Source organism: Lactococcus sp. SK2-659 (assembly GCF_020218185.2).
Classification (GTDB): Bacteria; Bacillota; Bacilli; order Lactobacillales; family Streptococcaceae; genus Lactococcus; species Lactococcus lactis.
Genome location: NZ_JAIWQZ020000002.1, coordinates 160,190 through 185,148 on the forward strand (window position 1 = coordinate 160,190; position 24,959 = coordinate 185,148).

The following is a 24,959-nucleotide window of genomic DNA, read 5'->3' on the forward strand; positions in this document are numbered from 1 at the left end:
TTTGTTCTCCTTATGTGTGTTTGGATTAGGTTGATTATTGAAGAGTGTAAACTGGTTTACACTAAATAAAAAATAAAAAAAGCACCCATAGAACTATAAAAAGTCCTACGGGCGCTTTGAGCGCGGTGCCACCGTAAATTTAAAATCAAATGATTTTCTTAGAACTTGTCAAAAAACAAGTTGCTCTGTAACGGAAGCGGCCGTGATTCTTTATTTTTTTAAATCAAATTTATTAGTTAATCACAAGCCCATTCACTTTGCTGAAAACATTGGTTTGCACAACCACCAACTTCCTAAAGATTTCAAAATCAAAGTTACTTTCTTGTTGTTTTAAATTTTACACTTTTTGTAATGAACTGTCAAACTTTAAAAAGTAGAAAATCAATTTGCTTGAATTCACAATTGCAAAAAGATATACTCAAATTACAAGAGAGAATTACAAATACAACTTAAGTATTCAATTCATAAAGCAATTGCACAGTTCTATTAAGGAGGAAAAAAATGAAAAATATCTCTACTGCATCAGCACATTGGGAGGACACTTTAGAAAATGGTTTTGGCACAATTTCTGCTGAAAGTTCTCAAATTTTTACAGAAACTCCCTATAATTTCAAAGCACGTTCAGAAAGTCAAGCTCATATTACCACACCAGAAGAACTTTTGGGAGCTGCTCATGCAGCCTGTTTTAGTATGGCATTCTCAATGGTTTTAGGACAAAAAGGCTTAGTAGCAACTTCTATTGACACAACGGCAGATGTTACTTTTGAAGCAACAGCAGATGGTCCAGCGATTACAAAAATTAAATTGACTAATCGTTCAGTGGTACCAGAACTTTCTGAAGCTGATTTTCAAGAAATTGCCAAAGTAGTAAAGGAAAGCTGTCCAGTATCTAAGGCTCTGTCAGGAGTCGATATTGAACTTGAAGCAACTTTAGGCTAGTCTATTTTATAGAATAAATGAAAAACTAAGTTATCAATGAATAGCTTAGTTTTTTTGCATAAACTGGTGAAATAATGACGAAAAATGAGGCCTTTCTGATATAATTTAACTAACAATAAGTTTAATAAAGTCTTAACTTAATTAAAATAAGTGAGGTCTCAATGAAAGAAAATAAATTATTATCACCGGCAGCCATTTTTCTGTTGGGTGTGAATTCCATTATTGGTTCAGGAATTTTCTTACTTTCTGGCAAAATTTATGAAGATGCAGGAATTTGGAGTTTACTGGCTATTTTATGTGCTGGTTTATCAATTTTTGTGATTGCTTTTGCTTATGCCAACATGAGTAAGATTTATTCAAAAAATGGTGGAGCTTTTGTTTATGCTAAAGAAACTTTTGGGCGTTTTCCAGGCTTTATTGTGGGAATGGTGACATGGTTGCTAGGTACAGTGACACTAGCTACAGAGGTTTCGGCTTTACTGACAGCAATGAAAATGATTCTTCCAAATCTTAATAGTCGGTTAATTGGTATCATCATTATTTTAACCTTAGGAATTATCTCCTATTTTGGGAGTTCAATTATTGCTGGTTTAGATAATCTGACTTCTTTTGTGAAAATTGTCTTAGTTCTTGTTTTTATTTTTACTTGCCTATGGTTGGTACGTGGTCTTAATTTTTTAAGTCCAAATTTACTGACAGCTTCGTCAGCAAATTTAGGTGGCTTTAAAGGATTTCTGTCAGCTTATGGTACTGTGTTCTTTTTCTTCACTGGCTTTTCATTTCTACCGGTGAATGCTGAAAAAATGAAAAATCCAGCAAAAAATTTACCAAAAATGATGTCCCTTGTCATGTTAACCTGTTTGGCTGTTTATCTGATTATTCAAACCATTACCATTGGGGCATTGGGGCCAGAGCTGACTAAAACACTTGTGCCTGCGGCAACAGCTTTTAGTAAAATCGTGGGTAGCATTGGAATTCCGCTCTTTGTTGTCGGAATATGTTTTTCAATTTTTGGTGTTATTGTTGCGACCACTTTTAATACACCAACAATTTTAGCCAGTTTGGCTCAGGCTCATGAAGATGTGCCTATGTTTGTTTCTAAAAATAATCGCTTTGGAACCCCCACTTGGGCAATTATTTTGACGACAGTTTGTGGAATAGCTCTCTTTTTGAGTGGAAATTATGTTTTTCTGAGTGGCCTGACTGTCTTTATGAGTTTTGTTCAATATTTATCAACTGGACTTGCTAACATTAAGAAAAAATTCCTTTTGATTGGAATTGGTTCGGTTCTCTTTTCATTGGTTTTACTGACAAGCTTTACTTTATCCGTCCTAATTTTAGGTTTAGGAATCTTGATATTACTTGTTATGATTTATTTTGTCGTTAAATTAGATGATGATGAACGTGAAAAATGGCTCAAAGAACACCAAGAAAAGTCAAAAGGAGCAGATGTCAATACTGTTAAACGTTTGTAAGTAATTTTTAGATATTTTATTTTACTGAAGAAAGCTGTCAGTAAAATAAGGAGAAAAATATGAAAAAAAGAATATACATTTTGGTTGTTGAGCAGTATTTTTTTAATAATTGGTCTAATTTTGCAATTCATCCCCAGTCATTCAATACAAAATGCTAGTTTTACTGCTTTAATAATTGGACTAGTTTTAGTTTTTTTCATTAAGGACAAAAATGAATCGAGAAAACCATTACCCGAAAAGTTTTATCAGAAAAAAGTTTTTTGGGCTTGGATTTTTATTCCACTCTTTGTAATTTTGTTTATTTATTCTATTTTTTTGAAAAAAGAGTCTCCTTATAATTTTAGTTGTTGATATGATTATCTTTAACTATTTCGGTACGAAGTATAAATGGTAGATAAAAAATACTGACAGCTCAATTCTGTCAGTAAAAAAAACTCGGTTTCCCGAGTTTTTTATTTGTCCATTTTTTCAAAATGTTCGACTAATTTACCAGAAACATCTGATTCCAACATTTTATGAATTTGTTTCAAGGCAGAGGCAATCGCCAATTCACTTGAATTTCCGTGAGCTTTAACAACAGGTGCTTTAAGACCAACAAAAGCAGCTCCACCAGCTCCATCTGTACTCATCAAATCTTTAAGTCCAGACAAAGGTTTTTTAATTAGAGCCCCACCAATTTTAGTGGTGACACTACCGGCCATGATGACTGATTTTATTTCTTTCATGAGAACAGTTGCTGTTCCTTCAATCGCTTTTAAAATGGCGTTTCCCGTGAAACCATCGGTTACTACAACATCAGCCCCACCTGAAAGTAAATCACGAGATTCAATATTTCCGATGAAGTTGATTTCAGACATAGCTGACAAAATTTCATGCGCTTCTTTGACAGTTGGCGAACCTTTAGATTCTTCGGCACCATTAGAAATCAAAGCAACACGTGGTTTATTGATGCCGCGAACATTTTCAGCGTAATAAGAACCAAGAATGGCAAAATCAACGAGATGATGGGCAGTATTTTCAGTATTTGCTCCCAAATCAAGCATATCAAAACCGCGACCATCAGCTGTCGGTAAGGTTGACATCAAGGCTGGACGTGACACTTGCTTAATTCTTTTAACCAAAAGTAAGCCGGCGGTTAAAAGTGCACCAGTTGAGCCGGCAGACAAGACTGCATCAGCCTCTCCTTTTTTCACAGCAGTTACAGCTCGGACAAGTGAGCTGTCTTTTTTTGATTTAATGGCAGCAACGGGATCATCATGAAAATCAATGACTTCAGTTGTTTCAACAATTTCAATATTTGTTTCATCGTCTAAAAATTGACGAATTTTTGCCCCATCTCCGTAGAGTTGGAAGGTAACATCAGAAAGTTCTTTCTTTGCCAAGTTTACACCTTTGACAATATTTTCGGGAGCAAAATCTCCTCCCATTGCATCAATTGCAATTTTCATATTTTTATTTTCTCCAAATCAAATAATCTCTCATTAAAATTATAACAAAAAAAGTGACCAGATAGTCACTTTTTTTCACAATAGGAAATCTATTGAATAAAATTATTCTTCATTTAAAATATTTTCAATCTCAACCAGTACAGCATCTTCGTCATTAGAAAGAATGACTTTATCAGCTAGTTCAAGAATTTCAGGTGCTGCGTTACTGACAGCAAAAGAAGAACCAGCGTATTCAAACATTTCCAAATCATTCATTTGGTCACCAAAAACAGCTAAATTTTCAGGGAGCCAGTTAAAATGTGCTAACAAATGTGCCAAACCAGAAGCTTTAGAAATACCATTTGGCACGATGTCAATACTAGTAAAACCAGTTGTTGTTGCCCTTACGAAAGAGAGTCTGTCTGTAATCCATTGTTCACAGTCACGCACGTGGTCTTCGGGGAAGTTGGTTGTAACCTTGAGCAATTTGTCATCAATTTCATCTAAGCGATGGTAAAGTTGACAGTTAGGATAATAAAGTTTTGCATGAGCAAGGTATTCTTTAGAAATACCTTCAGGATAATAAGCACCTTTAAGGCCAGAAATTAAATAATCATTTTTGGGACTAAACGGCATCTCTTGTAAGTCATCAATTAATTCTTGCGTTTGAGCAACAGTCAAATCTTTTGCAAAGAGAATTTCTCCTTTATAAGCAACAACTCCACCATTCTCAGCAACAAAAGCCATTTGATCTTTATATTCTGAAAAAACTTCAATCAAACCAAGTAAAGAACGTCCAGAAGAAGCAGCAAAAAGAAGATTTTTATCTTGAATTTTTTTAATTACTTCAGCGAGTTTTTTGTGATTATACGAATGGTCATTGCGCAGAAAAGTTCCGTCCATATCTGTCGCAAAAAGTTTTAAATTTTGATTCATGACTTCTCCCCCCAGTCCACTGTTAGCGCTAACAGTGGATGAAAATGAATTCTGTCAGTAAATTTTACTGACAGAACTGTAAACTTGGTTTACACAACAGTGTAAACGAACTAAATAATAATAAATTTAATCGGCCCAGAGTGCTTTTACTTTTTCTTGGACTTCTGCATTATCTAAGAAATCATCATAAGTTTCACCAATACGGTCAATGACACCAGATTTACCAAGAACAACAATGTGATTGGCAATAGTATTAATGAATTCATGGTCATGTGAAGCAAAGAGGATTGAGCCTTTAAATGATTTCAAACCATCATTAAGTGCAGAAATAGATTCCAAATCCAAGTGATTAGTTGGGTCATCAAGAACAAGCACATTAGCTCGTTGAAGCATCATTTTAGAAAGCATGACACGAACTTTTTCTCCCCCTGAGAGGACATTGACAGCTTTTAAAGATTCTTCACCTTTGAAAAGCATACGTCCAAGGAAACCGCGAAGATAAGTATTATCATCTTCTTCTTTTGTCAATACAAATTGACGCAACCAGTCAAGAATAGAATCACTTGTATCAAAATCTTTGGTATTATCTTTTGGAAGATATGAACGAGAAGATGTAACTCCCCATTTAATATCGCCAGTTACGGTCCAATTATCTTCCACATCATCCATTAAAGCACGAAGTAACGTTGTTTGTTGAATATCGTTTTGACCAATAAATACGGTCTTATCACCAGGATTTAAGATGAATGAAATATTTTCGATAATCATTTCTCCTTCAATCGCAACTGAAAGATTTTCTACACGAAGTAAATCATTACCGATTTCGCGTTCTTGTTCAAAACCAACAAAAGGATATTTGCGTGATGAAGGAACGAATTCTTCAACTTCAATTTTATCAAGCATTTTCTTACGTGATGTTGCTTGTTTTGATTTAGACGCATTAGCAGAGAAACGAGCAATAAACTCTTTCAACTCGGCAATTTTTTCTTCAGCTTTACGGTTTTGGTCACCTTGCAAGCGAAGAGCAAGTTCAGAAGACTCTTTCCAGAAATCATAGTTCCCTGGGTAAAGTTTGATTTTACCATAGTCAAGGTCAGCCATGTAAGTACAAACATTGTTCAAGAAGTGACGGTCATGGGAAACAACGATAACGGTATTTTCAAAATTAATCAAAAATTCTTCAAGCCAAGCAATCGCTTGAATATCAAGTCCATTGGTCGGTTCGTCAAGAAGAAGCACATCAGGTTTACCAAAAAGTGCTTTAGCAAGAAGGACTTTAACGTGTTCGCCAGAAGTCAAATTGGCCATCAAATCTGTATGTTGTTCAGCTTTAATTCCGAGGTTTTGCAAAAGACGAGCAGCGTCAGCTTCGGCTTCATAACCACCCATTTCACCAAATTCTGCCTCAAGTTCGGCAGCTTTCATGAAGTCATCATCTGTCGCATCAGGGTTCATGTAAATGGCATTTTTTTCTTGATTAATGGCGAAAAGTTTTTCATTCCCCATCATCACGACATCAAGTGGTGTTTGATCTTCGTAATCGTAATGATTTTGACGAAGAACAGACATGCGTTCGTTTGGCCCCATTGAGATGTGACCTGTTGTTGGTTGAATTTCACCGTCCAAGATTTTCAAGAAAGTTGATTTACCAGCACCATTGGCACCGATTAAACCGTAACAGTTTCCCGGTGTAAACTTGATGTTTACTTCGTCAAAAAGCTTGCGGTCAGAGAATTGTAATGAAATATCAGATACTGTAAGCATGTATTTTCCTTTTTTATTGATGAGAAAAATTCTCAAATATTTTTCGATAAAGTAGTTTGACTACTTTTGTGCTAAAAAATAAGCATTCTGCCCTTATTTTATCATAAATCTTGGACTTTATAAAGCCCACTTTTTTATAAATCTTGACAAGATTTTCATTCATGTTCTTACAAAAAGATGAAGTTTAGTTTCAATTTAGCGTAATTTTAGCATTACTTAAGTCAAGGTGACTATAATATACTTATTCCAATAAAATTTTTCATAAAGTTTACTCCTAAATAAAAGAATGAGCGGCTGGTTACCGCTCATTTTTTTATTTATCGCTATTTTTAATGAATAAAATAATTGAAATAGCTAAAGCCACAAAACCAATTCCATTAAATTCTTCAAATGTTATGAAAACATTTGAAGAATATCCCAACTGATTAAAGATAAGCACGGCAGGAATTCCTATCCCCAAATAAATAATGTTAGGACTAAAAAATTAAGGCTCCTATAAATAGTTTTTATTCATATTTTATCCTTCTCCTAACTTTCTTTGGCATCTACAGAAATATTTACAACATAAATAAACAGTAGAATTGAAAATAGACTACCTAATAGACTTGTTAATAAATCCAAATCCTAACGTTCGCCAAACTTCCATAAATGTTTCTGGGGATAAGGCTGTTTTTTATGAAACACCAACAAATATTCTTCCTAAAACAACTTCTAATTTCTAAAAAATATTTGAGTAAGTTTAAAAAACTAAAGCCAATATTGCTCCAAGAGTATTTAAAATTAAATCATTGATATCAAAAAGTCGATTCCTACTTTTTGAAATTAGGACAAAGGCAATCCTTTTTGTTCGCGGATTAACCTAAAGTTTTTTCGTAACCTGTATATGACATTGTTTCTCCTTAGATAAGTAAAATGTGTTAGTAGGATTGTACAGTTTTAAATCAATGCTAGAAACCACAAAGATAAATTTTTTGTATGTTTAGCATACAAGTATAAATCAAGTTTCATTTTAGCCTAGTTTTAGTAAAACTTAAGTCAAGTTGACTATAATATACTTATTCCAATAAAATTTTTCATAAAGTTTACTCCTAAACAAAAGAATGAGCGGCTGGTTACCGCTCATTTTTTATATTTTTTCTAATGCTTGCTCTAAATCAGCAATCAAGTCAGTTACATCTTCAATACCAACCGATAATCGAATGGTTCCTTTGGAAATCCCTGCACTAGCAAGTTCTTCGGCATTCAGCTGCTGGTGAGTGGTCGAAGCAGGATGAATGGCCAATGATTTGGTATCTCCAACGTTGGCTAGAAGTGAGAAAATTTCAAGATGATCAATCAAATCACGCGCTTTTTTCTCATCTTTGTCTTTGAGTTCAAAGGTAAAGATAGATCCAGCATCTTTTGGATAATATTTCTGATAGAGCGCATGATAGGAATTACTTTCAAGCAGAGGATGGTTAACAAGTTCCACCTTAGGATGATTGTCTAAAAATTCTACAATCTTTTTAGTATTGGAGATGTGACGTTCTACCCGGAGTGAGAGTGTTTCTAGCCCCTGTAAGAAAAGCCAAGAATGAAAAGGCGATAAAGCCGCACCCGTATCACGTAATAAAATAGCTCTAATCCGAGTCACAAAAGCAATTTCACCCAATTCGGCAAATTTAATCCCATTGTAGCTTTCATCAGCTTGTGTAAAATCAGGAAATTTACCATTTGCCCAATCAAAGTTTCCGCCATCAACGATGACTCCACCAATAGAAGTACCGTGACCGCCAATGAATTTCGTTGCTGAATGAACAATTACATTAGCACCATGTTCAAATGGTTTAAAGGTCACAGGGGTAGTAAACGTTGCATCAACAATAACGGGAATTCCATGTTTTTTAGCAATTTGACCAATGGCATCATAATCAATCACATTATTTCCCGGATTGCCCAAAGTTTCATAATAAATAGCTTTGGTTTTTTCATCAATCGCCTCTTCAAAATTATTCGGGTCATCTGGATTGACAAATTTAGTTGTAATTCCATATTTTGGTAAAGTCCCAGAAAAAAGGTGGTAGGTTCCACCATAAAGGGTACTGGCGGAAACAATATTATCACCGACTGTAGCGATATTCAAGATGGCATAAGTAATAGCTGCTGAGCCAGAACCAACACCAAGGGCTGCACTTCCACCTTCAAGAGCTGCGATGCGTGCTTCAAAAACATCGTTGGTTGGATTTCCTAAACGTGAATAAATAGCTCCAGGATCTTGTAAAGCAAAACGAGCTTCGGCATGGTCTGAATTGTTAAAAACGAAAGAAGTTGTTTGATAGAGGGGAACGGCGCGTGAACCTGTGACAGGATCAGGGACTTGTCCTGCATGGACTTGCAAAGTGTCGAATTTATAATTGTGATTAGTCATAGTTTTTTTCTCCTATTTTTGAAAATTTTAGTTAGTATAAAAAATAGTCGTTAATCACATTCGTTGATTATTCGTCAGCAATTCTTGAACCATAGCTTTCTCCTTTAGCTATAAAACTTATTATAATTATAAGAAATTCAGAAAATTCTAGCGATATGATTTTTTAATGGAACTGATAGAACTTTTAAAAGTAGAAATAAAAAAATACAACTCAAGGTTGTATTTTTTTATTGATTGTGCTTTTCAAAGTAACGCATTGTAATAAGAAGAGCTTTACGAAAGATTTTTGGATGTTTACGAGCAACATTTACCATGAATTTATCACCGAAAGAGTGGAGGTAGCGAAGGCTCGGTTTAATCTCTGTCGCAGCTTTATAAAAAACTTCAGCTAAATCAGAAGCTTTAGCACTATTTTTCATAAAACGGTTAAGTCCTGAAGCAACAGAATTTACCAAAGGTTGGTAAGCAGAGTTTGAACTCATATTCTTTTTAGAATTTTCTAGGGCAATATTTCCCCAGCTTGACTGAGTTCCACCAGGTTGAACACAAACTGAACGGATACCAAATTGGGCAACTTCGAGGTCCAAAACGTCAGACCATTGTTGAAGGGCGGCTTTTGTAGCATGATAATAAGCACCAAGTGGCATATAGACATCTCCACCAATTGATGAAATATTAACAATTCGTCCATAATTTTGAGCTCTCATTGTTGGTAAGACAAGTTGAGTTAATTCAACCGCACCAAAGAAGTTGGTTTCAAACTGATTGCGAATTTTATCCATTGGGATTTCTTCGGCTGGTCCGTATTCGCCATAACCTGCATTATTGATGAGGACGTCAATATGACCTGCCTCATCTAAAATTTGTTTCACAAAGGCTTGGTTTGATTCAGAGCTAGTAACATCCAGTTTTAGTGCTTTGATGTTGTTATCGTATTGTGGAATTTTTTCAACGCGGCGTGCACCAGCGTAAACTTTCCAACCACGTTTGGCAAAAAGTTCTGCTGCCTCAAACCCCATTCCATTTGAAGCACCTGTGATTGCAACAATTTTTTGTGTCATCTCTTTAGAGTCCTTTCAATTTGTCTGTATCTTGTTTTCATGATTTTAAAAGTAATTATACCACTTTAGTAAATCAAAGACTAAAAAAACTTCCGCGGAGTAAACGGAAGTTTTAGGAGTATTTATGAAAAAAGTTTATTTAGGAGTATGGAAACTATTATACGTTATAATGCTGAAATGAAACTTAAATGAAAAAGAAAATGTTTTTGTATTTTTAGAATCCCTTTTCTATAAATCAATTCTAACTATAAGGACCTGATGATTGAGTGATAATGCTAGTTTGAAGCATTCTTAGTAAGAAATTGATTTTTTATAAATGGTTTATAGAATAAATCGTACAGCGTTTAATTGGACTTGCTATCTGAAATAACGTAAAATTGTAGTGAGGAGGACGGTTACAATGAGTAAAAATTATAAAAAAATCCTAGTCGCAATTGATGGATCTGAGCAGGCAGAAGAAGCGTTAAAAGAAGCTATTGTCCTTGCTAAAAGAGACAACTCACAATTATTCGTTTTACATGCGACGGATAAAAACAGTATTTATGCAGCTGGTAACCCAGTTCCTGTGGTTCCTGCACCAGCTATTCCAGTAGTTCCAGCAGTTCCCGTACTTGAAGAAAGTGCAGATAATGAAGCTAAAGAAGTTTTAGACAAAGCTTTAGCAATTATCAATAATGAAGTGAAATTTGAAGAAATTCGAGTTGACGGTTCGGCCAAAAATGAAATTGTCGATTTCGCTAAAGAACATGAAATTGATATGATTGTGATGGGCTCTTCAGGAAAAGGCGCTCTTGACCGAATGTTGCTTGGCTCTACAGCAGTTTACGTGGTTAAACATGCACCTTGTAGTGTAACAATCATCAAATAAATTAGATAGATTTCAAGAATCGGCAAGCATTTGCCGATTTTTTTGTATTTTAAAAATAAATTCCTTGACAATGAAATTCTTTTCGTTTACAATTGTAAACATAGAAATGAGAAAGTTGGATTGAACAATGAAAGTTACTTTTAAAACCCTTGATGGACGTACAATGACTAAAGAATTTGCTAGTGTAGATGAATTCGTAACACTACAAAATCGTGAAATTCCGGCAATTGATGATTCAGCGAAAGTTCTTGAAGTTGTAATTTCTGGACAAGTTGAAGAATTTAGTGGAAATGTTGCTGATTTGTATTTCAAACTTAGTAAATAAGAATCTGAAATAGTGAATGGAGGAGGAAAGATGACAGATTATGTTTTTAAGGCAGGTCGTAAAGATTTGGCACCTCTTTTGTTATTACATAGCACGGGTGGAGATGAGCATCAATTAGTAGAAATTGCTGAAATGATTGCCCCTTCACATCCTATTTTGTCAATTCGTGGACGTATTAATGAGCAAGGAGTCAATCGTTATTTTAAACTCCGAGGCTTAGGTGGTTTTACTAAAGAAAATTTTGATCTTGAATCTTTAGATGAAGAAACAGACTGGTTGACGGATGAGGTCAGTTTGTTGGCTGAAAAACATGACCTTGACGTCCATAAAATGATAGCTATCGGTTATTCAAATGGTGCAAATGTAGCTTTGAATATGTTTCTTAGAGGAAAAATAAATTTTGATAAAATTATTGCCTTTCATGGGATGCAATTGGAAGACTTTGAACAGACCGTTCAACTTGATGATAAGCATGTCTTTCTAAGCTATGCGCCAAATGATATGATTGTTCCTCAGAAAAACTTTGGTGATTTAAAAGGTGATTTGGAAGATTCAGGCTGTCAGCTTGAAATATATGAAAGTTCACTTGGTCATCAATTGACGCAAGAGGAAGTTTTAGCCGCTAAAAAATGGCTTACAGAAACAAAATAATTTTGTATTGAAAAAATTTCAGTGCAAAGTAACTAAATAGGAGAAAACAAATGGCTGAATTAACAAAAATTGAAACAAAAATACCTGAAAATCTTACTCTTGGTGGTGTTCACCACGTAACAGCAATCACCTCAAGTGCTCAAAAAATCTATGATTTTTTCACAAATATCTTGGGTCTGCGTTTAGCAAAATTAACAGTCAATCAAGATGACTATGAAACTTATCACCTCTTTTTCACAGAAGAAGATGGGCATGGAGCTGATATGACTTTCTTTGATTTCAAAGATATTCCTAAAGGAAATCATGGAGTTAATAATATTGAACGTGCTTCATTTCGTGTACCGACAGATGCGTCCTTAGATTATTGGACTCGTCGTTTTGACAATGCCCATGTTAAACATGGCGAAATTTCTAGTAAATTTGGTCAAAAAACCTTAGAGTTTGAAGACTTTGATGGTCAATTGTATCAATTGATTTCTGACCAAAATAATAGTGGGGATGATTCAAAAGGACGTTCTTGGCAACTTTCTAATGTTCCGCAAGAACATGGAATTACTGGACTTGGCCCTGTTTTTGTAAAAGTTGAAAATGCTGAAAATCTTCGGACCATTTTGGAAACAGTTTTTGGCTTCCGTTACGCTGGGCAAGAAGCTGATTTACATCTTTTTGAAGTGGCGAATGGTGGAAATGGAGCAGCTTTAATTCTTCAAGAAGCTGGTGAAAAAGAAGCTTACGCTTATCAAGGTTATGGTACGATTCATCATTTAGCTCTGGGAACAGCAAATCCTGAAACTTTAAACTATTGGATTGAACGCATTAAGGCTTTCCGTTTGCCACATTCTGGTTTGGTTGACCGTTTCTACTTCTCAAGTGAATATGTCAGAGTAGCGCCAGGAGTTCTCTTTGAAATTGCGACTTACACACCAGGGATTGGGGCATTGGACATGGCAAAATCAGGTCTAGGAGCTGTTGATTCTTATGAAGAAGCTTTAATTACTTCTGGTTTCTGGATTGACCAAACTAAGGAAGAATCAGGTTTATCTTTGAGCTTGCCTCCTCATTTATTCCCAGGAGATGAAGCTACTAAAGCGAGAACAGCCGCAAGTTTACGTCCATTGGACACTTCAGATGCTCATCGTGACCGCACAAAAGATGAACTATGGACTGTTGAAAAAGTATTGGAACACAAAGCTGGAACTCCGGCTGAAACAGTGCAATAAAGGAGAACTGATGAAATCATATCAAGCAAATGAGCTCGACGAAAAAACAGTCTATAAACTTCTGTCAGGCAGTATTGTTCCACGCCCAATTGCTTGGGTGACCAGTCAAAATCTCGAAGGTCTAGTTAATGTGGCACCCTTTAGTTTTTTCAATGTTGCTTCGTCAAATCCACCACTTTTATCCATTTCGTTTACGGGAAATAAAGATAGTTTGAATAATTTATTGACGACGAAAGAAGCAGTGGTTCACCTTGTGAATGAGGATAATGTGGAGCTAATGAATCAAACGGCAGCACCATTAGCGGAGCATATTAGTGAAGCGGAAGAATTTTCACTTGAACTTGTCCCTTCTCAGAAAGTTCAGGTTCCAAGTTTAAAGGAGTCAAATGTTCGTTTAGAAACTAAATTGTATCATCATTTACCTTTAGGAGAGAGTGGGCATTTAGTTCTTCTTGAAGTTGTCAATTTCTCTTTTGCAGAGGAACTATTGGATGAGGAAAACTTTCATGTCAATCTAAATAAACTCAAACCAGTTGGGCGTTTAGCGGGTGATGATTACAGTACCTTAGGAAATCGATTCAGCCTTTTACGACCTAGATAAATAAAAAAACTTACTGATGATTGGTCAGTAAGTTTTTGTTTGCTTTAAAAATAAAAAAATAACCCGAAGGTCATTTTTATTATTTAACTTCTTTAAAGATTACGTGTTTACGCAATTTTTTAGAGTATTTTTTAAGTTCCAATTTGTCTGGAGTGTTGCGTTTGTTCTTTTGAGTAAGGTACAGACGTTCACCAGATTCTTTGTGTTCAAGTGTAATATTTACGCGCATGATAGTCCCTTTCTATAACTTTTGTCGAATTATTTAGTGTCGCGAACTTTGCGGCCTTTGTAGTAGCCTTTAAGTGAAACGCGATGTGAGTGACGGTAGTCACCAGTAGTTTCGTCAAAAGTAACAGTTGGAGCTGTCAATTTGTAATGTGTACGACGACGGTTTTTCTTTGCTGATGAAGTGTGACGTGCAGGTACTGCCATTGTTTTTTTCCTCCGTAGAATTTTATCTCGTTCTTGCAGAGTGCAAAAACGTACTTTATTAGTATAGCATAAATTTTCAGAAATGCAAGTTTTGTAAAGTAAAATTACTTGACAAATTTTTGCAAACCTTTCTGTCAGTAAAATTTGAGTAGGCAAAAGTACTGACAAATATCTTTGACAACTAAAACGATAGGGCCTTTAGCGCAAATTTGATAAAATAGAAGTAACTTAACGGATAACTTAAAAATTTAAGCTCAGCTTCGAAAGAATCAAAGCGGCGTAAGGAGAAGACAATCAGGTCGTAAAAACTCCTCACAAAGCAGGGCAATGTTCTAGGACAATTAAATTTTTAAGGAGAAATGAATGAAGAACTGGAAAAAACTGATTCTTGTTTTTGTCATTGCAGGCGTGGCATTGATTGCTTACTTTGGCTTTAATCAGCCTTTTTTAGCACGCTTGATTGTTACAATTGCTGGGGGAGTCTTGGCTTTCTCAATGCTGATTGAAATGATTAAAACTTTACGGTCGGGCTCTTATGGTGTTGACTTATTGGCCATCACGGCCATTATTGCTACTTTACTAGTGGGTGAATATTGGGCCTCTTTGATTATTATTCTCATGCTTGTTGGAGGTGAGAGTTTAGAAGACTATGCAAATGGTAGAGCTCACCGAGCTTTAGCTGCTTTATTAGATAAGTCGCCTGATATTGCTCATGTGCAAAAAGGAGATAAGGTGGTCGATTTACCGATAGACCATGTGGAAGTCGGGAGTCATTTATTGATTAGACCGATGGAAATTATTCCAATTGACGGGAAACTTATTTCTGAGGCAGTGGTACTTGATACAGCGTCATTGACGGGTGAAACCAAGCCGAATGAATTAGTAAAAGGTGATCCTGTTCTTTCGGGAGCTATCAATGGGAATTCTAGTATCCAGATTGAAACTACGGTGATAGCGGCAGAATCACAGTTTCAAAAGATTGTAGAACTGGTTAAAGAAACGGAGAAAACTCCAGCTCAATTTGTACGTCTGGCTGATCGTTATGCTGTTCCTTTTACAATTATTGCCTATCTTATTGCAGCAGTTGCTTACTTTATTTCTGGTGACCCAGTACGAATTGCGGAAGTCCTAGTGGTTGCCAGCCCTTGTCCATTGATTTTGGCAGCCCCTATCGCGTTTGTTTCGGGAATGAGTCGCTCTAGTCAAAATGGAGCTTTAATCAAAAATGGAACAGTCATCGAAAAATTAGCAAAAGCTCGGGAAATATTTTTAGATAAGACAGGTACAATTACTGAGGGGACAATTAAGGTTGACAGTCTAAAACCAATAGAAACGGTAGATGAAGTAGAACTTTTACAGTTGGTTTACACGGTTGAAAAATCAAGTGGTCATATTTTGGCAAAAGCTGTTGTTGAATATGCTGAAAATAAAAAGGTTCAACCATTAAAATTGACCTCTTTAACTGAGGTTGCTGGACTTGGTGTGATTGGAGAAATCGAAGGTCAAGAAATTAAAATTGGGCGAAGTTCTTTTGCTTTTGCACCTGATAATCTCAACTATGAAACAGCATTTTATGTGAGTAAAGCAGGTAAATATGTTGGGGCGGTCACATTCTCTGATACTTTAAGACCAGAAGCTAAAGAAACAATTGCTCAGATGAGAAAAATTGGTCTTGAAAAGATTACAATGTTGACGGGTGACAATCAACTTGTTGCTGATAAAATTGCGAGCACTGTTGGAATTGACAATGTTTATGCAGGTTTGATGCCAGATGAAAAATTAAAATTTATTAAAAATGCGACGAATAGACCAGTAATTATGATTGGAGATGGAGTTAATGATGCTCCAGCTCTAGCCACAGCAGATGTTGGAATTTCGATTGGTGTGGGCTCAGGTACAGTTGCAAGTGAAGCGGCTGACATTGTTCTATTGCAAAATGACCTTAGGAAAGTGACGACATCTATTGAAATCAGTCGTGATACGTTAAAAATTGCTAAACAAGCGGTCATGATTGGGATTATCATTTGTATTATTTTGATGTTTATTGCAGCTCTGGGAGTGATTCCAGCTGTGATTGGAGCTTTGTTCCAAGAGATCATTGATGTTGTTTCAATTCTCTATGCGCTTCGAGCTTTAAGAGGATAAAGAAAAAATTTACTGACGGAATGCTTAAAAGTCCTCTGTCAGTAAATTTTTTTTATTTTTTTAGTAATTTTATTAGATGTTCTAGTTCATCAAGATTATCAAAGTGAATGGATAAATTCCCTTGATATTTTTTATTTGCTTGAATCTTAACCCTATTTCCCAATTTTTTCATCAGTTCTTTTTCAGTTTCGTCAGTAAAAAGATTGATATTTAATTTACTGACAGATTTGTCAGTAAATTTTTCTTCACCATAAATAATAGCTTCAAGTGCTCTGACATTGAGCTGCTCTTTAATTATTTTATCAACGAGCTCTAATTGCTTTTTAGGATTTTTTTCAGCTAAAAGTGTTCTAGCGTGAGCAGGTGAAATCTCTCGATTTTCAACATGCTTCAAAATTGTGTCAGGCAAACCAAGTAAACGAATAAGATTAGAGACATAAGACCTTGATTTTCCAAGGGCCTTAGCGATTTGATCGTGGGTCATTCCCAATTTGTCAGCCAGTTGTGCCAAGCTTTTGGACTCTTCTAGTGGATTGAGATTTTCTCTCTGCAAATTTTCTAAAATTGAGAGAGTCATCATTTCTTCATCAGAATAGCTTCTAATAATTGCTGGTATAGTTTCTAAACCAGCTAATTTTGAAGCTTGAAACCGACGTTCACCTGCTAAAAGCTCATAGCCAGCAAGTTTTGATTTACGAACGATTATGGGTTGTAAAACGCCATTTTCTTGGATAGAATTAGCCAATTCTTTTAATTTATCCTCATCAAAAACAAGACGAGGCTGGTAAGGGTTTTTTACAATTGTTGACAACTTAAGTTGAGTGATTTGTTCTACCATATTTTTCACTTTCTGTCAGTAAATTTTATTGTGCTCTATTTACTGACAGATTTGTCAGCTCCTCTTTTTTTGTTCATCAATCCATTCTTTACGACTGTGGAGTGCTTTTTCATATCTTCCCATATCATCAGGACGGAAATAATCAGCATTTTTAATTTTATCAGGTAAGTACTGTTGGTTTACCCAGTGATTAGGAAAATTATGAGCATATTGGTATTCTACAGACCTTCCTAAATCCTTTGCCCCAGCGTAATGGCCATCCTGTAAGTGTGGTGGTACAGCAAGATTTCCATATTTTCCTAAATCAGCAATGGCTTCATCCATCGCTAAATAAGCCGCATTTGATTTAGGGGATAAAGCCAAGTCAATAATGATATTGGCAAGGGGAATCCGTGCCTCAGGAAAACCGAGTTTTTCGGCTGCTGATAATGCTGAAACCGTATGAAGTGCGGCATCAGGATTTGCTAAACCAATATCTTCATAAGCCATAACGGTTAAGCGCCGGGCTAGACTCTGCAAATCTCCGCCCTCAATTAAACGAGCCGCATAGTGTAAACTTGCATTGACATCAGAACCACGAATTGACTTTTGTAAAGCAGAAAGCAAGTCATAATGAGCATCGCCATCTTTATCAAAAGTTGCAGCTTTTCTTTGTAAAGAATTTTCCATATCATCTAAAGTGACATGATGTTCTTCTGAGGAAAGAACTGCTAATTCTAAGGCATTAAAAGTAGAACGTAAATCCCCATTAGTCGAATGAATTAAAAAGTAAAGTGCATCATCGTCAATGGTCACATCAAAATCAAATCCACGTTCTTTATCTTGTAAACTTAGGTTTACAGCAAATTCTAAACCTTCTGGTTCTAAAGGTTTTAATTCAAAAATCTGTACGCGAGAACGAATCGCTGGAACAACTGAAAAATAAGGGTTTTCGGTTGTTGCTCCAATTAAAATAATTTGTCCGTTTTCTAAAAGTGGTAAAAGAAAATCTTGTTTAGGTTTGTCTAGGCGATGAATTTCATCAAGTAATAAAACAAGCTGACCAGAAAATTCGGCTTCTGAGGCAATTTCTTGAAGTCTTTTTTTAGTGTCTGTCGTTGCATTAAATGTCCGAAATGCGACATTCATTGTTCCAGCAATTGCTGAAGCAATTGAAGTTTTACCAATGCCAGGAGGTCCGTAGAGAATCATACTTGAAAGAAGTTGAGTTTCGACCATTCGGCGAATAATTTTTCCTTTACCAACTAAATGTTTTTGTCCAACAATTTCATCAATATTTCGTGGTCTCATTCGTCTTGCAAGATTTTGTGCCATATTCTTCTCCAATCCATAGGTTTACAACAAATGTAAATCTGGTTTACATAAGGCTTTTGTCTAGATAGAAGGCGAGAATGCAATCATCAATATATTCACCATCAATGAAAAATTCTTTTTTCAAACGTCCTTCTTCAACAAAGCCTAATTTATTATAAAGTTTCAAGGCTGCTGGATTTGAACCCATCACTTGAATTGTAATTTTTTTGAATCCTTCTTTTTTTGCAAAATCAATAAAGAAGTTTATTAGTGTAGTAGCCACGCCCTTACCTCTGGCCTCTTGTGCTGTCATAATGCCAAAGGTGACAGTATGTCTTCCAAATTCAGATTTGTGGCGGGGGCCATAATCAAGTATTCCAAGAATTTCATCATTTTCTACTGCCAGAAAATAAGTGGTTCCAGTCATAAGTTTACCGATAATTTTTTCTGCTGAGGAATCCATGACATGTGGAGTTGAAGCTAGGGTCCAGTTTTCATTTTCCAATTGAGCAACTTTGACAAAGTCACGTGGTTCTATTTTTCTAATTTCCATTAAATCTTTCTCCAAATTCTAAAAAAATATCTATTTACACATTATAAACGTAAAAAAGCTATTAAATGAACTGATTTATTAAGTCTTGCGACTTTTCTAGAGCAAATTTTTGTTATAATTATTTTAACATAATATAAAGAGGGTGTGAACAATGGCTAAATTTGGATTTTTAGATGTTTTGGAAGAAGTTTTAGAAAAAGGATTTACTTATGATTTTGAAATGAATTGGGATAAGCGTAATTTTGCGGTAGAAGTCAGCTTTTTACTAGAGGCAGAAAATAGTTCTGGAGCGCTTTTGACTGATGCAGAAGGAGTAGAATCAGCAGAAAATATCGTCTATGAGGATGCAGTTTTATTTTATAATCCAGCTAAATCACGTTTTGATGAAAATGATTATTTGGCAACAATTCCTTATGGTGAAAAAGGCTTGTCTCGTGAATTTTTGGCTTATTTTGCTCAATTTTTACAAGAAAGTGCCGATCAAGGCTTGGATGATTTAATGGACTTTCTAGCTGATGAAGCTGCCGAAGAATTTTCAGTCAATTGGGATAAAGAAGCTTTTGAAAATGGCATTGCTGATTTATCTGAAACAGAATTTTATAAGTATCCAAGATATTAAGAAATTTAGAAAGATTTAAGAAATAAAAAATGAGTATTTTAAATGTAAAAAATCTATCCCACGGTTTTGGTGACCGCGCAATTTTTGAAGATGTAAGTTTCCGTTTGCTAAAAGGCGAGCACATCGGCTTTGTTGGGGCAAATGGTGAGGGTAAATCAACTTTCATGAATATTATCACAGGAACTCTGGTTCCTGATGAGGGAAAAGTAATCTGGTCGAAAAAACACCGGGTTGGCTATATGGATCAACACGCTGTGCTTGGAAAAGGTAAAACGACACGTGAAGCATTGGCTGAGGCTTTTCAATATCTTTTTGATATAGAAGCGAAAATCAATGATACTTACATGAAAATGGCAGAAATGTCAGAAGATGAGATGAATGCTGCGCTTGAGAATGTAGGAGAACTTCAAGAAGAATTGGATAATAGTGACTTTTATCTCATTGATGCCAAAGTTGAAGAAACAGCACGAGGCCTTGGTTTAACTCCTCTTTTGGATAAAGATGTGGCCGAGCTTTCTGGAGGGCAAAGAACAAAAATTTTACTTGGTAAACTTTTGCTTGAAAAACCAGATATCTTGCTTTTGGATGAACCAACAAACTATTTGGATGAAGAACATATTTTATGGTTGAAAAATTACCTTAAAAACTATGAAAATGCCTTTATTTTGATTTCGCATGATGTGCCATTTATGGATGAAGTGGTCAATATCATTTATCATGTGCATGGTCTAGGGATTACCCGCTATTCAATGGGGTATGCGGAATTTGAACGTGTCTTTGAAGAGAAAAAGGCACAGCTTGAATCTTTGCATAATGCGCAGGTCGCTGAGCAAGCTAAACTTAAAGATTTCATTGCCCGTAAAAAAGCGAATGTGGCAACATCTGGTCAAGCAAAAGCGCGTGAGAAAAAATTGGCGAAAATGGAAATTGTTGAGACTATTTCTGAAAAGCCAAAACCTCATTTTGATTTTAAATTTAGTAGAAAACCAAGTCGTCTCGTTTTTGAGGCGAAAGATTTAGTCATTGGTTACAATGAACCTTTGTCGTCAGAAATTAATTTAAAAGTAGAATCTGGACAAAAAATTGCCTTTATTGGTTCCAACGGGATTGGGAAATCGACTTTGCTCAAGAGTTTAATGGGCTTGATTCCGAGTCTTGATGGGGAAGTTGAAAAAGGAAATTTCCAAGATATTGCTTACTATGAGCAAGAAATCAAAAATCCTTCGCAAAAAACGGTACTTGATGATTTATGGGATGAGTATCCAAGTTGGAATCAAGCAGAACTCCGCGGGGCACTTGCTCGAGTGGGCTTGACGGCCAAACAAATTGAATCACGTGTTTATGTTCTTTCAGGTGGAGAACAAGCAAAATTACGTTTTGCTAAATTAATGAATACCGAATCTAACATTCTCATCTTGGATGAACCAACCAATCATTTGGACGTGGACGCTAAAGAAGAGCTCAAACGTGCATTGATTGAATATCCGGGAACTGTTTTAATGGTTTCACATGAACCAGAATTTTATGAAGGTCTAGTTTCTGATGTCATTAACTGTGAAGAATGGACAACTCGTATTTTGTAATTACTGATTAATTCTTATGCTAGTTCATCTCTAATTTTTCTTAAAAATTGGTAGTTGAACTGCAGTTATACTAGCTTGCACAAACACAAGAAATGGTTTGCATGAAAAATTAAACAGTATTAGGAGAAAAATGACTCAGAAACTTCATCCTTGGGAAAATCCCGAACAAGATTATGCACGAACTTTGGCAAAACGCCGCTCAGAGCGGCGTTATCGGAGCTTACAGTTAGTAAAGACGCTTAAAATTTTACTGACAGAATTTAAAAAGTACGATGTGAACAATTTTAACTCAGAGATATTGAGTTGGATTGATTTGCTTGAAGATGCTGTTGAATATGTTGATGATGAAGATTTTAAGTCAGCAAAAAAATTTGTTTCGCGAATGCAAAGAGAACTAAAAAAACTTGAAAAGTAAATTTTTTACTGACAGAAAAGAGGACTTTAAGGGCACTATGAAAAGTTATAGTTTTCAAGCTGAACTGGAAATTATCGATATCAATCCCTTTGTGGCTGTACCGCCAGATATTTTGCAGGAAATATTTCAGGATTCAGGACGAGAAAAATCGCCCATTCCTATTTGTGGTCAGATTAATGAAAAAACTTATCAGCAAAATCTAATGTTTTTCAAAGGGGATTGGCGCTTATATGTCAATACGACGATGCTGAAAAATTCGCCTAAAAGAATCGGGGAAATCTTTGATTTTACAATTTCCTATGATTCAGAGCCACGAATTGTCAAACAACCACAAGTTTTAAGTGAAGCATTAGCCAAAAATCCGGAAGCAAAAAAAGTATTTGACCAATTAATTCCCTCTAAACAAGTTGAAATTAATCGTTATATTGCAAGGTTGAAAACAGAAGAAGCTATTGAGCGAAATGTTAGACGAGCGATTGGTTTCTTACTGGGAAAGAACTCTTTTGTAGGCCGAGATAAACCATAGAAAGAAAGATGAAATAAATGAATAATTGGAATTCAATCACAATAAAAATCAGTCGGGAAGCCGAAGAGGCCATTTCAGCTTTGCTGATAGAGGCGGGTTCAGCCGGCGTTGAAATTAATGACAGTGCTGATTATCTTAATCACGAAGACCAATTTGGCGAAGTTCTTCCTGAAATTGAACAATCTGATTTTGTTGAAATTACTGCTTATTATCCAGAAAATATGCCAATTGTGGAACTCAAAGCCGAAATTGAACATAAAATCGCAAATTTGAGTGATTATTTTTCACTGACAGGTCTGTCAGTAACAACGAATAACCTGTCAGAAACAAATTGGGCAGAAGCTTGGAAAAAGTATTTTGAACCAGCACGAATTACGCATGATTTAACCATTGTGCCGAGTTGGACAGAGGATTACGTGGCGACAGGCTCTGAAAAATTGATTCGACTTGACCCTGGTATGGCTTTTGGGACTGGAACACATCCAACGACCAAAATGTCACTTTATGCCTTAGAACAAGTTCTTCGTGGTGGAGAAACGTTACTTGACGTTGGAACAGGTTCGGGTGTGCTGTCAGTTGCAGCTTCATATCTTGGCGCAGCAGAAATATTTGCTTATGATATTGATGAAGTGGCTGTGCGCGTGGCTTTAGAAAATATTGAACTCAATCCTGGTCATGAAAAAATTCATGTTTCAGCAAACAATCTGCTTGAAGGAATTGACAAAAAAGCGGATGTCATTGTGGCAAATATTTTAGCTGATATCCTTGTTTTAATGACAGAAGACGCATTCCGCTTGGTCAAAGAAGAAGGCTATCTCATTATGTCAGGAATTATTGCTGACAAAGCGGATATGGTCATTGCATCAGCAGAAAAAGCTGGATTTTTCCTTGAAACACGAATGATTCAAGGCGAATGGAACTGCCTGATTTTCAAGAAAACAGAAAATCGTGAAGGCGTCATTGGTGGATAAAAGGCTTAAATAAAGTCGTTTATCTTTCAGTCAATGGAGAAGCATAATAAAGAAAAGATTAGATTCAAAACTTTATTCTAAGAAATGATTGGAAAAAATATGGCCAACCAATATTTTGTATTTAAAAAATTACCAGAACTGGGCGAAGAATTTACCATTGAAAATCAAGCAGCAGCTCATCATATTTTCACTGTGATGCGGGCTAAAAGTGGTGACCAAATCCGTCTTGTTTTTACTGATGGTGACATTGGGCTGTCAGAAGTCGTTTCGCCAAGTGACCAATCAGTGAAGCTGATAAAATTACTGACAGAGTCCTCAGAATTGCCTGTTCAAATTACAGTAGCTGTAGGATTTCCTAAAGGGGATAAGCTAGATTTTATTGTTGAAAAATCAACAGAATTAGGAGCTACAGCCATTTGGTCAGCACCTTTTAAAGCTTCTGTCAGTAAATGGGACAAGAAAAAACTGACAAAAAAACAAGAAAAATTGGAAAAAGTTGCTCTAGGAGCAGCCGAACAATCACGCAGACAAATGATTCCAGAACTTCAACTTTTTGAGCAATTTACTGATTTACTTGATAAATTTTCTGATTTTGACCAAGTTCTTATCGCTTATGAAGAGTCAGCAAAAATGGGTGAGAAAACAATGTTCAAACAAGCACTGACAGAAATGTCGCTCAACCAAAAAGTGCTTATCATTTTTGGACCAGAAGGCGGAATTAGTCCGGACGAAATCACAAAATTTACTGATTTAGGTGCAAAAATGATTGGCTTAGGGCCGCGAATTTTAAGAGCAGAAACGGCTCCGTTATATGCCCTCTCAAGTATTTCAGCTTATTTTGAATTATTATAAATAAAGAAAAATTTTTAGGAAATCGATTATGAAAAAACGTGCACAACGTAACAAAAAACGAATTCGCTGGGCTTCGGTCCTCACAGTTTTCGTTCTTTTAATTGGAATAATTGCAATTGCTTTTGCTGGGGTTCATTTGTTAAGTCCTAAAACAAATACAAGCCCAAAAAGCAGTCAAACTTCAAGTCAAGAAAAAGCTAAAAGCACTGCCTCATCTAGTGCTTCTCAACCAAAAGAAACAAAATGGCTGGCTGGAACAAATGAAAATCAACTGCCCATTTTGATGTTTCATTATGTCACCTCAAGGGCTGATCAGCTCCCACAAGATAGTAATAACATCAATATTGTAACCTTTGAAAATGAATTAAAAGCGCTGAAAGAAAAAGGCTACACAACGGTTAGTGGCTCAGATGCCGAAAAAATTCTAACGACCAAAGAAAAACCAAGTGATAAAATGGTTTGGCTTACTTTTGATGATGGTTCAGTCACAATGTACACTGAAATTTTTCCTTTATTGAAAAAATATAATATGCACGCCACGAATTTTATTATCACAGGTTATGTGAATAAAGGCCAAGGCGGAATTTTGACCTGGGAACAAATCAAGGAAATGAAAGCAAGTGGACTTGTTGATTTTGGCAGTCATACGGTCAGCCATCCTGATTTAGGAAAGCTCACTTTGGAAGCTCAACGAACAGAACTTGAACAATCAAAAGCAGATTTAGATAAAAACCTCGAGCAAAAAACAGATATCATCTGTTATCCAGCAGGGGGTTATAACCAGAATACCTTGAATTTAGCTAACGAGTTAGGTTATAAGTTTGGTTTGCTTGACCCAGGCCGTAATGGTGCTGTCGCAATAGCAGCCAAAGAAAGTGATGGTCTATTAACACTACCACGCTTTAGAATGATGAGTTCTACCACTACTGAGCAAATGCTACAAATGATTCAACCCTCAACCGATTATAATGAAAAAAATAAATAAACTCCGAATAATCGGAGTTTTATCTTTAGTTTTGCAATAGTCATCCTTTTGCTTAACCTACAAATGTGATAGA

27 protein-coding genes and 1 other annotated feature are annotated in these 24,959 nt (G+C 35.8%); of the genes, 16 read left to right on the forward strand and 11 right to left on the reverse strand.

Annotated features, from left to right (window positions below; all coding sequences use genetic code 11):
• Window positions 1–104: 104 nt before the first annotated feature.
• Window positions 105–339, reverse strand: a binding site (T-box leader).
• Between the two features lie 162 nt (window positions 340–501).
• Both LDP15_RS07925 and LDP15_RS07930 read left to right on the forward strand, forming a co-directional pair.
• Entirely contained in the window at window positions 502–939 is a 438-nt protein-coding gene (locus LDP15_RS07925; protein ID WP_003132235.1) for an OsmC family protein, read from the forward strand.
• A gap of 161 nt (window positions 940–1,100) precedes the next feature.
• Window positions 1,101–2,414, forward strand: a complete 1,314-nt coding sequence (locus tag LDP15_RS07930) for an APC family permease (RefSeq protein WP_015425623.1) — start codon at window positions 1,101–1,103, stop codon at window positions 2,412–2,414.
• A 452-nt stretch (window positions 2,415–2,866) separates the two neighbouring features.
• On the opposite strand, the gene plsX is transcribed toward LDP15_RS07930, so the two are convergent.
• From plsX to LDP15_RS07950, 4 genes are all read right to left on the reverse strand, one after another.
• On the reverse strand, window positions 2,867–3,862 hold the full coding sequence (plsX, locus tag LDP15_RS07935; RefSeq protein WP_225513351.1) for a phosphate acyltransferase PlsX: 996 nt from the start codon (window positions 3,860–3,862) through the stop codon (window positions 2,867–2,869).
• Window positions 3,863–3,964: 102 nt separating this feature from the next.
• The gene (locus LDP15_RS07940; RefSeq protein ID WP_015425625.1) at window positions 3,965–4,777 is read right to left on the reverse strand and encodes a Cof-type HAD-IIB family hydrolase; all 813 of its coding nucleotides are present in this window, start codon (window positions 4,775–4,777) and stop codon (window positions 3,965–3,967) included.
• A 126-nt stretch (window positions 4,778–4,903) separates the two neighbouring features.
• Window positions 4,904–6,541, reverse strand: coding sequence for an ABC-F family ATP-binding cassette domain-containing protein (locus tag LDP15_RS07945; protein ID WP_014570333.1), 1,638 nt, complete (start codon window positions 6,539–6,541; stop codon window positions 4,904–4,906).
• A 313-nt stretch (window positions 6,542–6,854) separates the two neighbouring features.
• Window positions 6,855–6,980 carry a hypothetical protein gene (locus LDP15_RS07950; protein WP_255596467.1) on the reverse strand — a complete coding sequence of 42 codons (126 nt, stop codon included), beginning with the start codon at window positions 6,978–6,980 and terminating at the stop codon, window positions 6,855–6,857.
• A 142-nt stretch (window positions 6,981–7,122) separates the two neighbouring features.
• Here LDP15_RS07950 and LDP15_RS07955 point away from each other — a divergent pair, with 142 nt between their 5' ends.
• Entirely contained in the window at window positions 7,123–7,263 is a 141-nt protein-coding gene (locus LDP15_RS07955; RefSeq protein WP_158414567.1) for a hypothetical protein, read from the forward strand.
• Window positions 7,264–7,667: 404 nt separating this feature from the next.
• Here the strand turns inward: LDP15_RS07955 and LDP15_RS07960 are convergent, their stop codons facing one another.
• Together LDP15_RS07960 and LDP15_RS07965 are read right to left on the reverse strand one after the other, a co-directional pair.
• The gene (locus LDP15_RS07960; protein ID WP_015425626.1) at window positions 7,668–8,948 is read right to left on the reverse strand and encodes an O-acetylhomoserine aminocarboxypropyltransferase/cysteine synthase family protein; all 1,281 of its coding nucleotides are present in this window, start codon (window positions 8,946–8,948) and stop codon (window positions 7,668–7,670) included.
• Window positions 8,949–9,175: 227 nt separating this feature from the next.
• On the reverse strand, window positions 9,176–10,009 hold the full coding sequence (locus LDP15_RS07965) for an SDR family NAD(P)-dependent oxidoreductase (protein ID WP_015425627.1): 834 nt from the start codon (window positions 10,007–10,009) through the stop codon (window positions 9,176–9,178).
• Window positions 10,010–10,409: 400 nt separating this feature from the next.
• On the opposite strand from LDP15_RS07965, the gene LDP15_RS07970 reads away from it, so the two are divergent.
• From LDP15_RS07970 to LDP15_RS07990, 5 genes are all read left to right on the forward strand, one after another.
• Window positions 10,410–10,877, forward strand: a complete 468-nt coding sequence (locus tag LDP15_RS07970; protein WP_010905090.1) for a universal stress protein — start codon at window positions 10,410–10,412, stop codon at window positions 10,875–10,877.
• Between the two features lie 127 nt (window positions 10,878–11,004).
• Complete coding sequence (locus LDP15_RS07975) at window positions 11,005–11,202, forward strand: DUF4649 domain-containing protein (protein ID WP_012896939.1); 198 nt, start codon at window positions 11,005–11,007, stop codon at window positions 11,200–11,202.
• 30 nt (window positions 11,203–11,232) lie between these two features.
• Complete coding sequence (locus tag LDP15_RS07980; protein WP_012896940.1) at window positions 11,233–11,853, forward strand: alpha/beta hydrolase; 621 nt, start codon at window positions 11,233–11,235, stop codon at window positions 11,851–11,853.
• Window positions 11,854–11,903: 50 nt separating this feature from the next.
• Window positions 11,904–13,073: a ring-cleaving dioxygenase gene (locus LDP15_RS07985; protein WP_015425630.1), complete on the forward strand. Its 1,170-nt coding sequence runs from the start codon at window positions 11,904–11,906 to the stop codon at window positions 13,071–13,073.
• A 10-nt stretch (window positions 13,074–13,083) separates the two neighbouring features.
• The gene (locus tag LDP15_RS07990) at window positions 13,084–13,674 is read left to right on the forward strand and encodes a flavin reductase family protein (protein ID WP_003132255.1); all 591 of its coding nucleotides are present in this window, start codon (window positions 13,084–13,086) and stop codon (window positions 13,672–13,674) included.
• 79 nt (window positions 13,675–13,753) lie between these two features.
• Here the strand turns inward: LDP15_RS07990 and rpmG are convergent, their stop codons facing one another.
• On the reverse strand, window positions 13,754–13,903 hold the full coding sequence (gene rpmG, locus LDP15_RS07995) for a 50S ribosomal protein L33 (protein ID WP_003132258.1): 150 nt from the start codon (window positions 13,901–13,903) through the stop codon (window positions 13,754–13,756).
• Window positions 13,904–13,932: 29 nt separating this feature from the next.
• Window positions 13,933–14,106, reverse strand: a complete 174-nt coding sequence (rpmF, locus tag LDP15_RS08000; protein WP_010905107.1) for a 50S ribosomal protein L32 — start codon at window positions 14,104–14,106, stop codon at window positions 13,933–13,935.
• A 363-nt stretch (window positions 14,107–14,469) separates the two neighbouring features.
• Here rpmF and LDP15_RS08005 point away from each other — a divergent pair, with 363 nt between their 5' ends.
• On the forward strand, window positions 14,470–16,251 hold the full coding sequence (locus LDP15_RS08005; protein WP_015425631.1) for a heavy metal translocating P-type ATPase: 1,782 nt from the start codon (window positions 14,470–14,472) through the stop codon (window positions 16,249–16,251).
• A 52-nt stretch (window positions 16,252–16,303) separates the two neighbouring features.
• Here the strand turns inward: LDP15_RS08005 and LDP15_RS08010 are convergent, their stop codons facing one another.
• Genes LDP15_RS08010 through LDP15_RS08020 form a run of 3 tightly spaced genes read right to left on the reverse strand, consistent with a single transcriptional unit; the run spans window position 16,304 to window position 18,935 of the window.
• On the reverse strand, window positions 16,304–17,089 hold the full coding sequence (locus LDP15_RS08010; protein ID WP_225513352.1) for a ParB/RepB/Spo0J family partition protein: 786 nt from the start codon (window positions 17,087–17,089) through the stop codon (window positions 16,304–16,306).
• 54 nt (window positions 17,090–17,143) lie between these two features.
• Window positions 17,144–18,403 carry a replication-associated recombination protein A gene (locus LDP15_RS08015; RefSeq protein ID WP_225513353.1) on the reverse strand — a complete coding sequence of 420 codons (1,260 nt, stop codon included), beginning with the start codon at window positions 18,401–18,403 and terminating at the stop codon, window positions 17,144–17,146.
• Window positions 18,404–18,446: 43 nt separating this feature from the next.
• On the reverse strand, window positions 18,447–18,935 hold the full coding sequence (locus LDP15_RS08020; protein ID WP_015425633.1) for a GNAT family N-acetyltransferase: 489 nt from the start codon (window positions 18,933–18,935) through the stop codon (window positions 18,447–18,449).
• Between the two features lie 151 nt (window positions 18,936–19,086).
• On the opposite strand from LDP15_RS08020, the gene LDP15_RS08025 reads away from it, so the two are divergent.
• From LDP15_RS08025 to LDP15_RS08055, 7 genes are all read left to right on the forward strand, one after another.
• Window positions 19,087–19,554 carry a DUF3013 family protein gene (locus LDP15_RS08025; protein WP_015425634.1) on the forward strand — a complete coding sequence of 156 codons (468 nt, stop codon included), beginning with the start codon at window positions 19,087–19,089 and terminating at the stop codon, window positions 19,552–19,554.
• 29 nt (window positions 19,555–19,583) lie between these two features.
• Window positions 19,584–21,137, forward strand: a complete 1,554-nt coding sequence (locus LDP15_RS08030) for an ABC-F family ATP-binding cassette domain-containing protein (protein ID WP_015425635.1) — start codon at window positions 19,584–19,586, stop codon at window positions 21,135–21,137.
• A gap of 130 nt (window positions 21,138–21,267) precedes the next feature.
• Window positions 21,268–21,552 carry a hypothetical protein gene (locus tag LDP15_RS08035; protein ID WP_010905114.1) on the forward strand — a complete coding sequence of 95 codons (285 nt, stop codon included), beginning with the start codon at window positions 21,268–21,270 and terminating at the stop codon, window positions 21,550–21,552.
• Between the two features lie 37 nt (window positions 21,553–21,589).
• On the forward strand, window positions 21,590–22,078 hold the full coding sequence (locus LDP15_RS08040) for a YdeI/OmpD-associated family protein (protein WP_225513354.1): 489 nt from the start codon (window positions 21,590–21,592) through the stop codon (window positions 22,076–22,078).
• A 17-nt stretch (window positions 22,079–22,095) separates the two neighbouring features.
• The gene (gene prmA / locus LDP15_RS08045; RefSeq protein WP_015425637.1) at window positions 22,096–23,049 is read left to right on the forward strand and encodes a 50S ribosomal protein L11 methyltransferase; all 954 of its coding nucleotides are present in this window, start codon (window positions 22,096–22,098) and stop codon (window positions 23,047–23,049) included.
• 99 nt (window positions 23,050–23,148) lie between these two features.
• Window positions 23,149–23,901 carry a 16S rRNA (uracil(1498)-N(3))-methyltransferase gene (locus LDP15_RS08050; protein ID WP_042229978.1) on the forward strand — a complete coding sequence of 251 codons (753 nt, stop codon included), beginning with the start codon at window positions 23,149–23,151 and terminating at the stop codon, window positions 23,899–23,901.
• A 28-nt stretch (window positions 23,902–23,929) separates the two neighbouring features.
• Window positions 23,930–24,886: a polysaccharide deacetylase family protein gene (locus tag LDP15_RS08055; RefSeq protein ID WP_015425639.1), complete on the forward strand. Its 957-nt coding sequence runs from the start codon at window positions 23,930–23,932 to the stop codon at window positions 24,884–24,886.
• Window positions 24,887–24,959 lie beyond the last annotated feature (73 nt).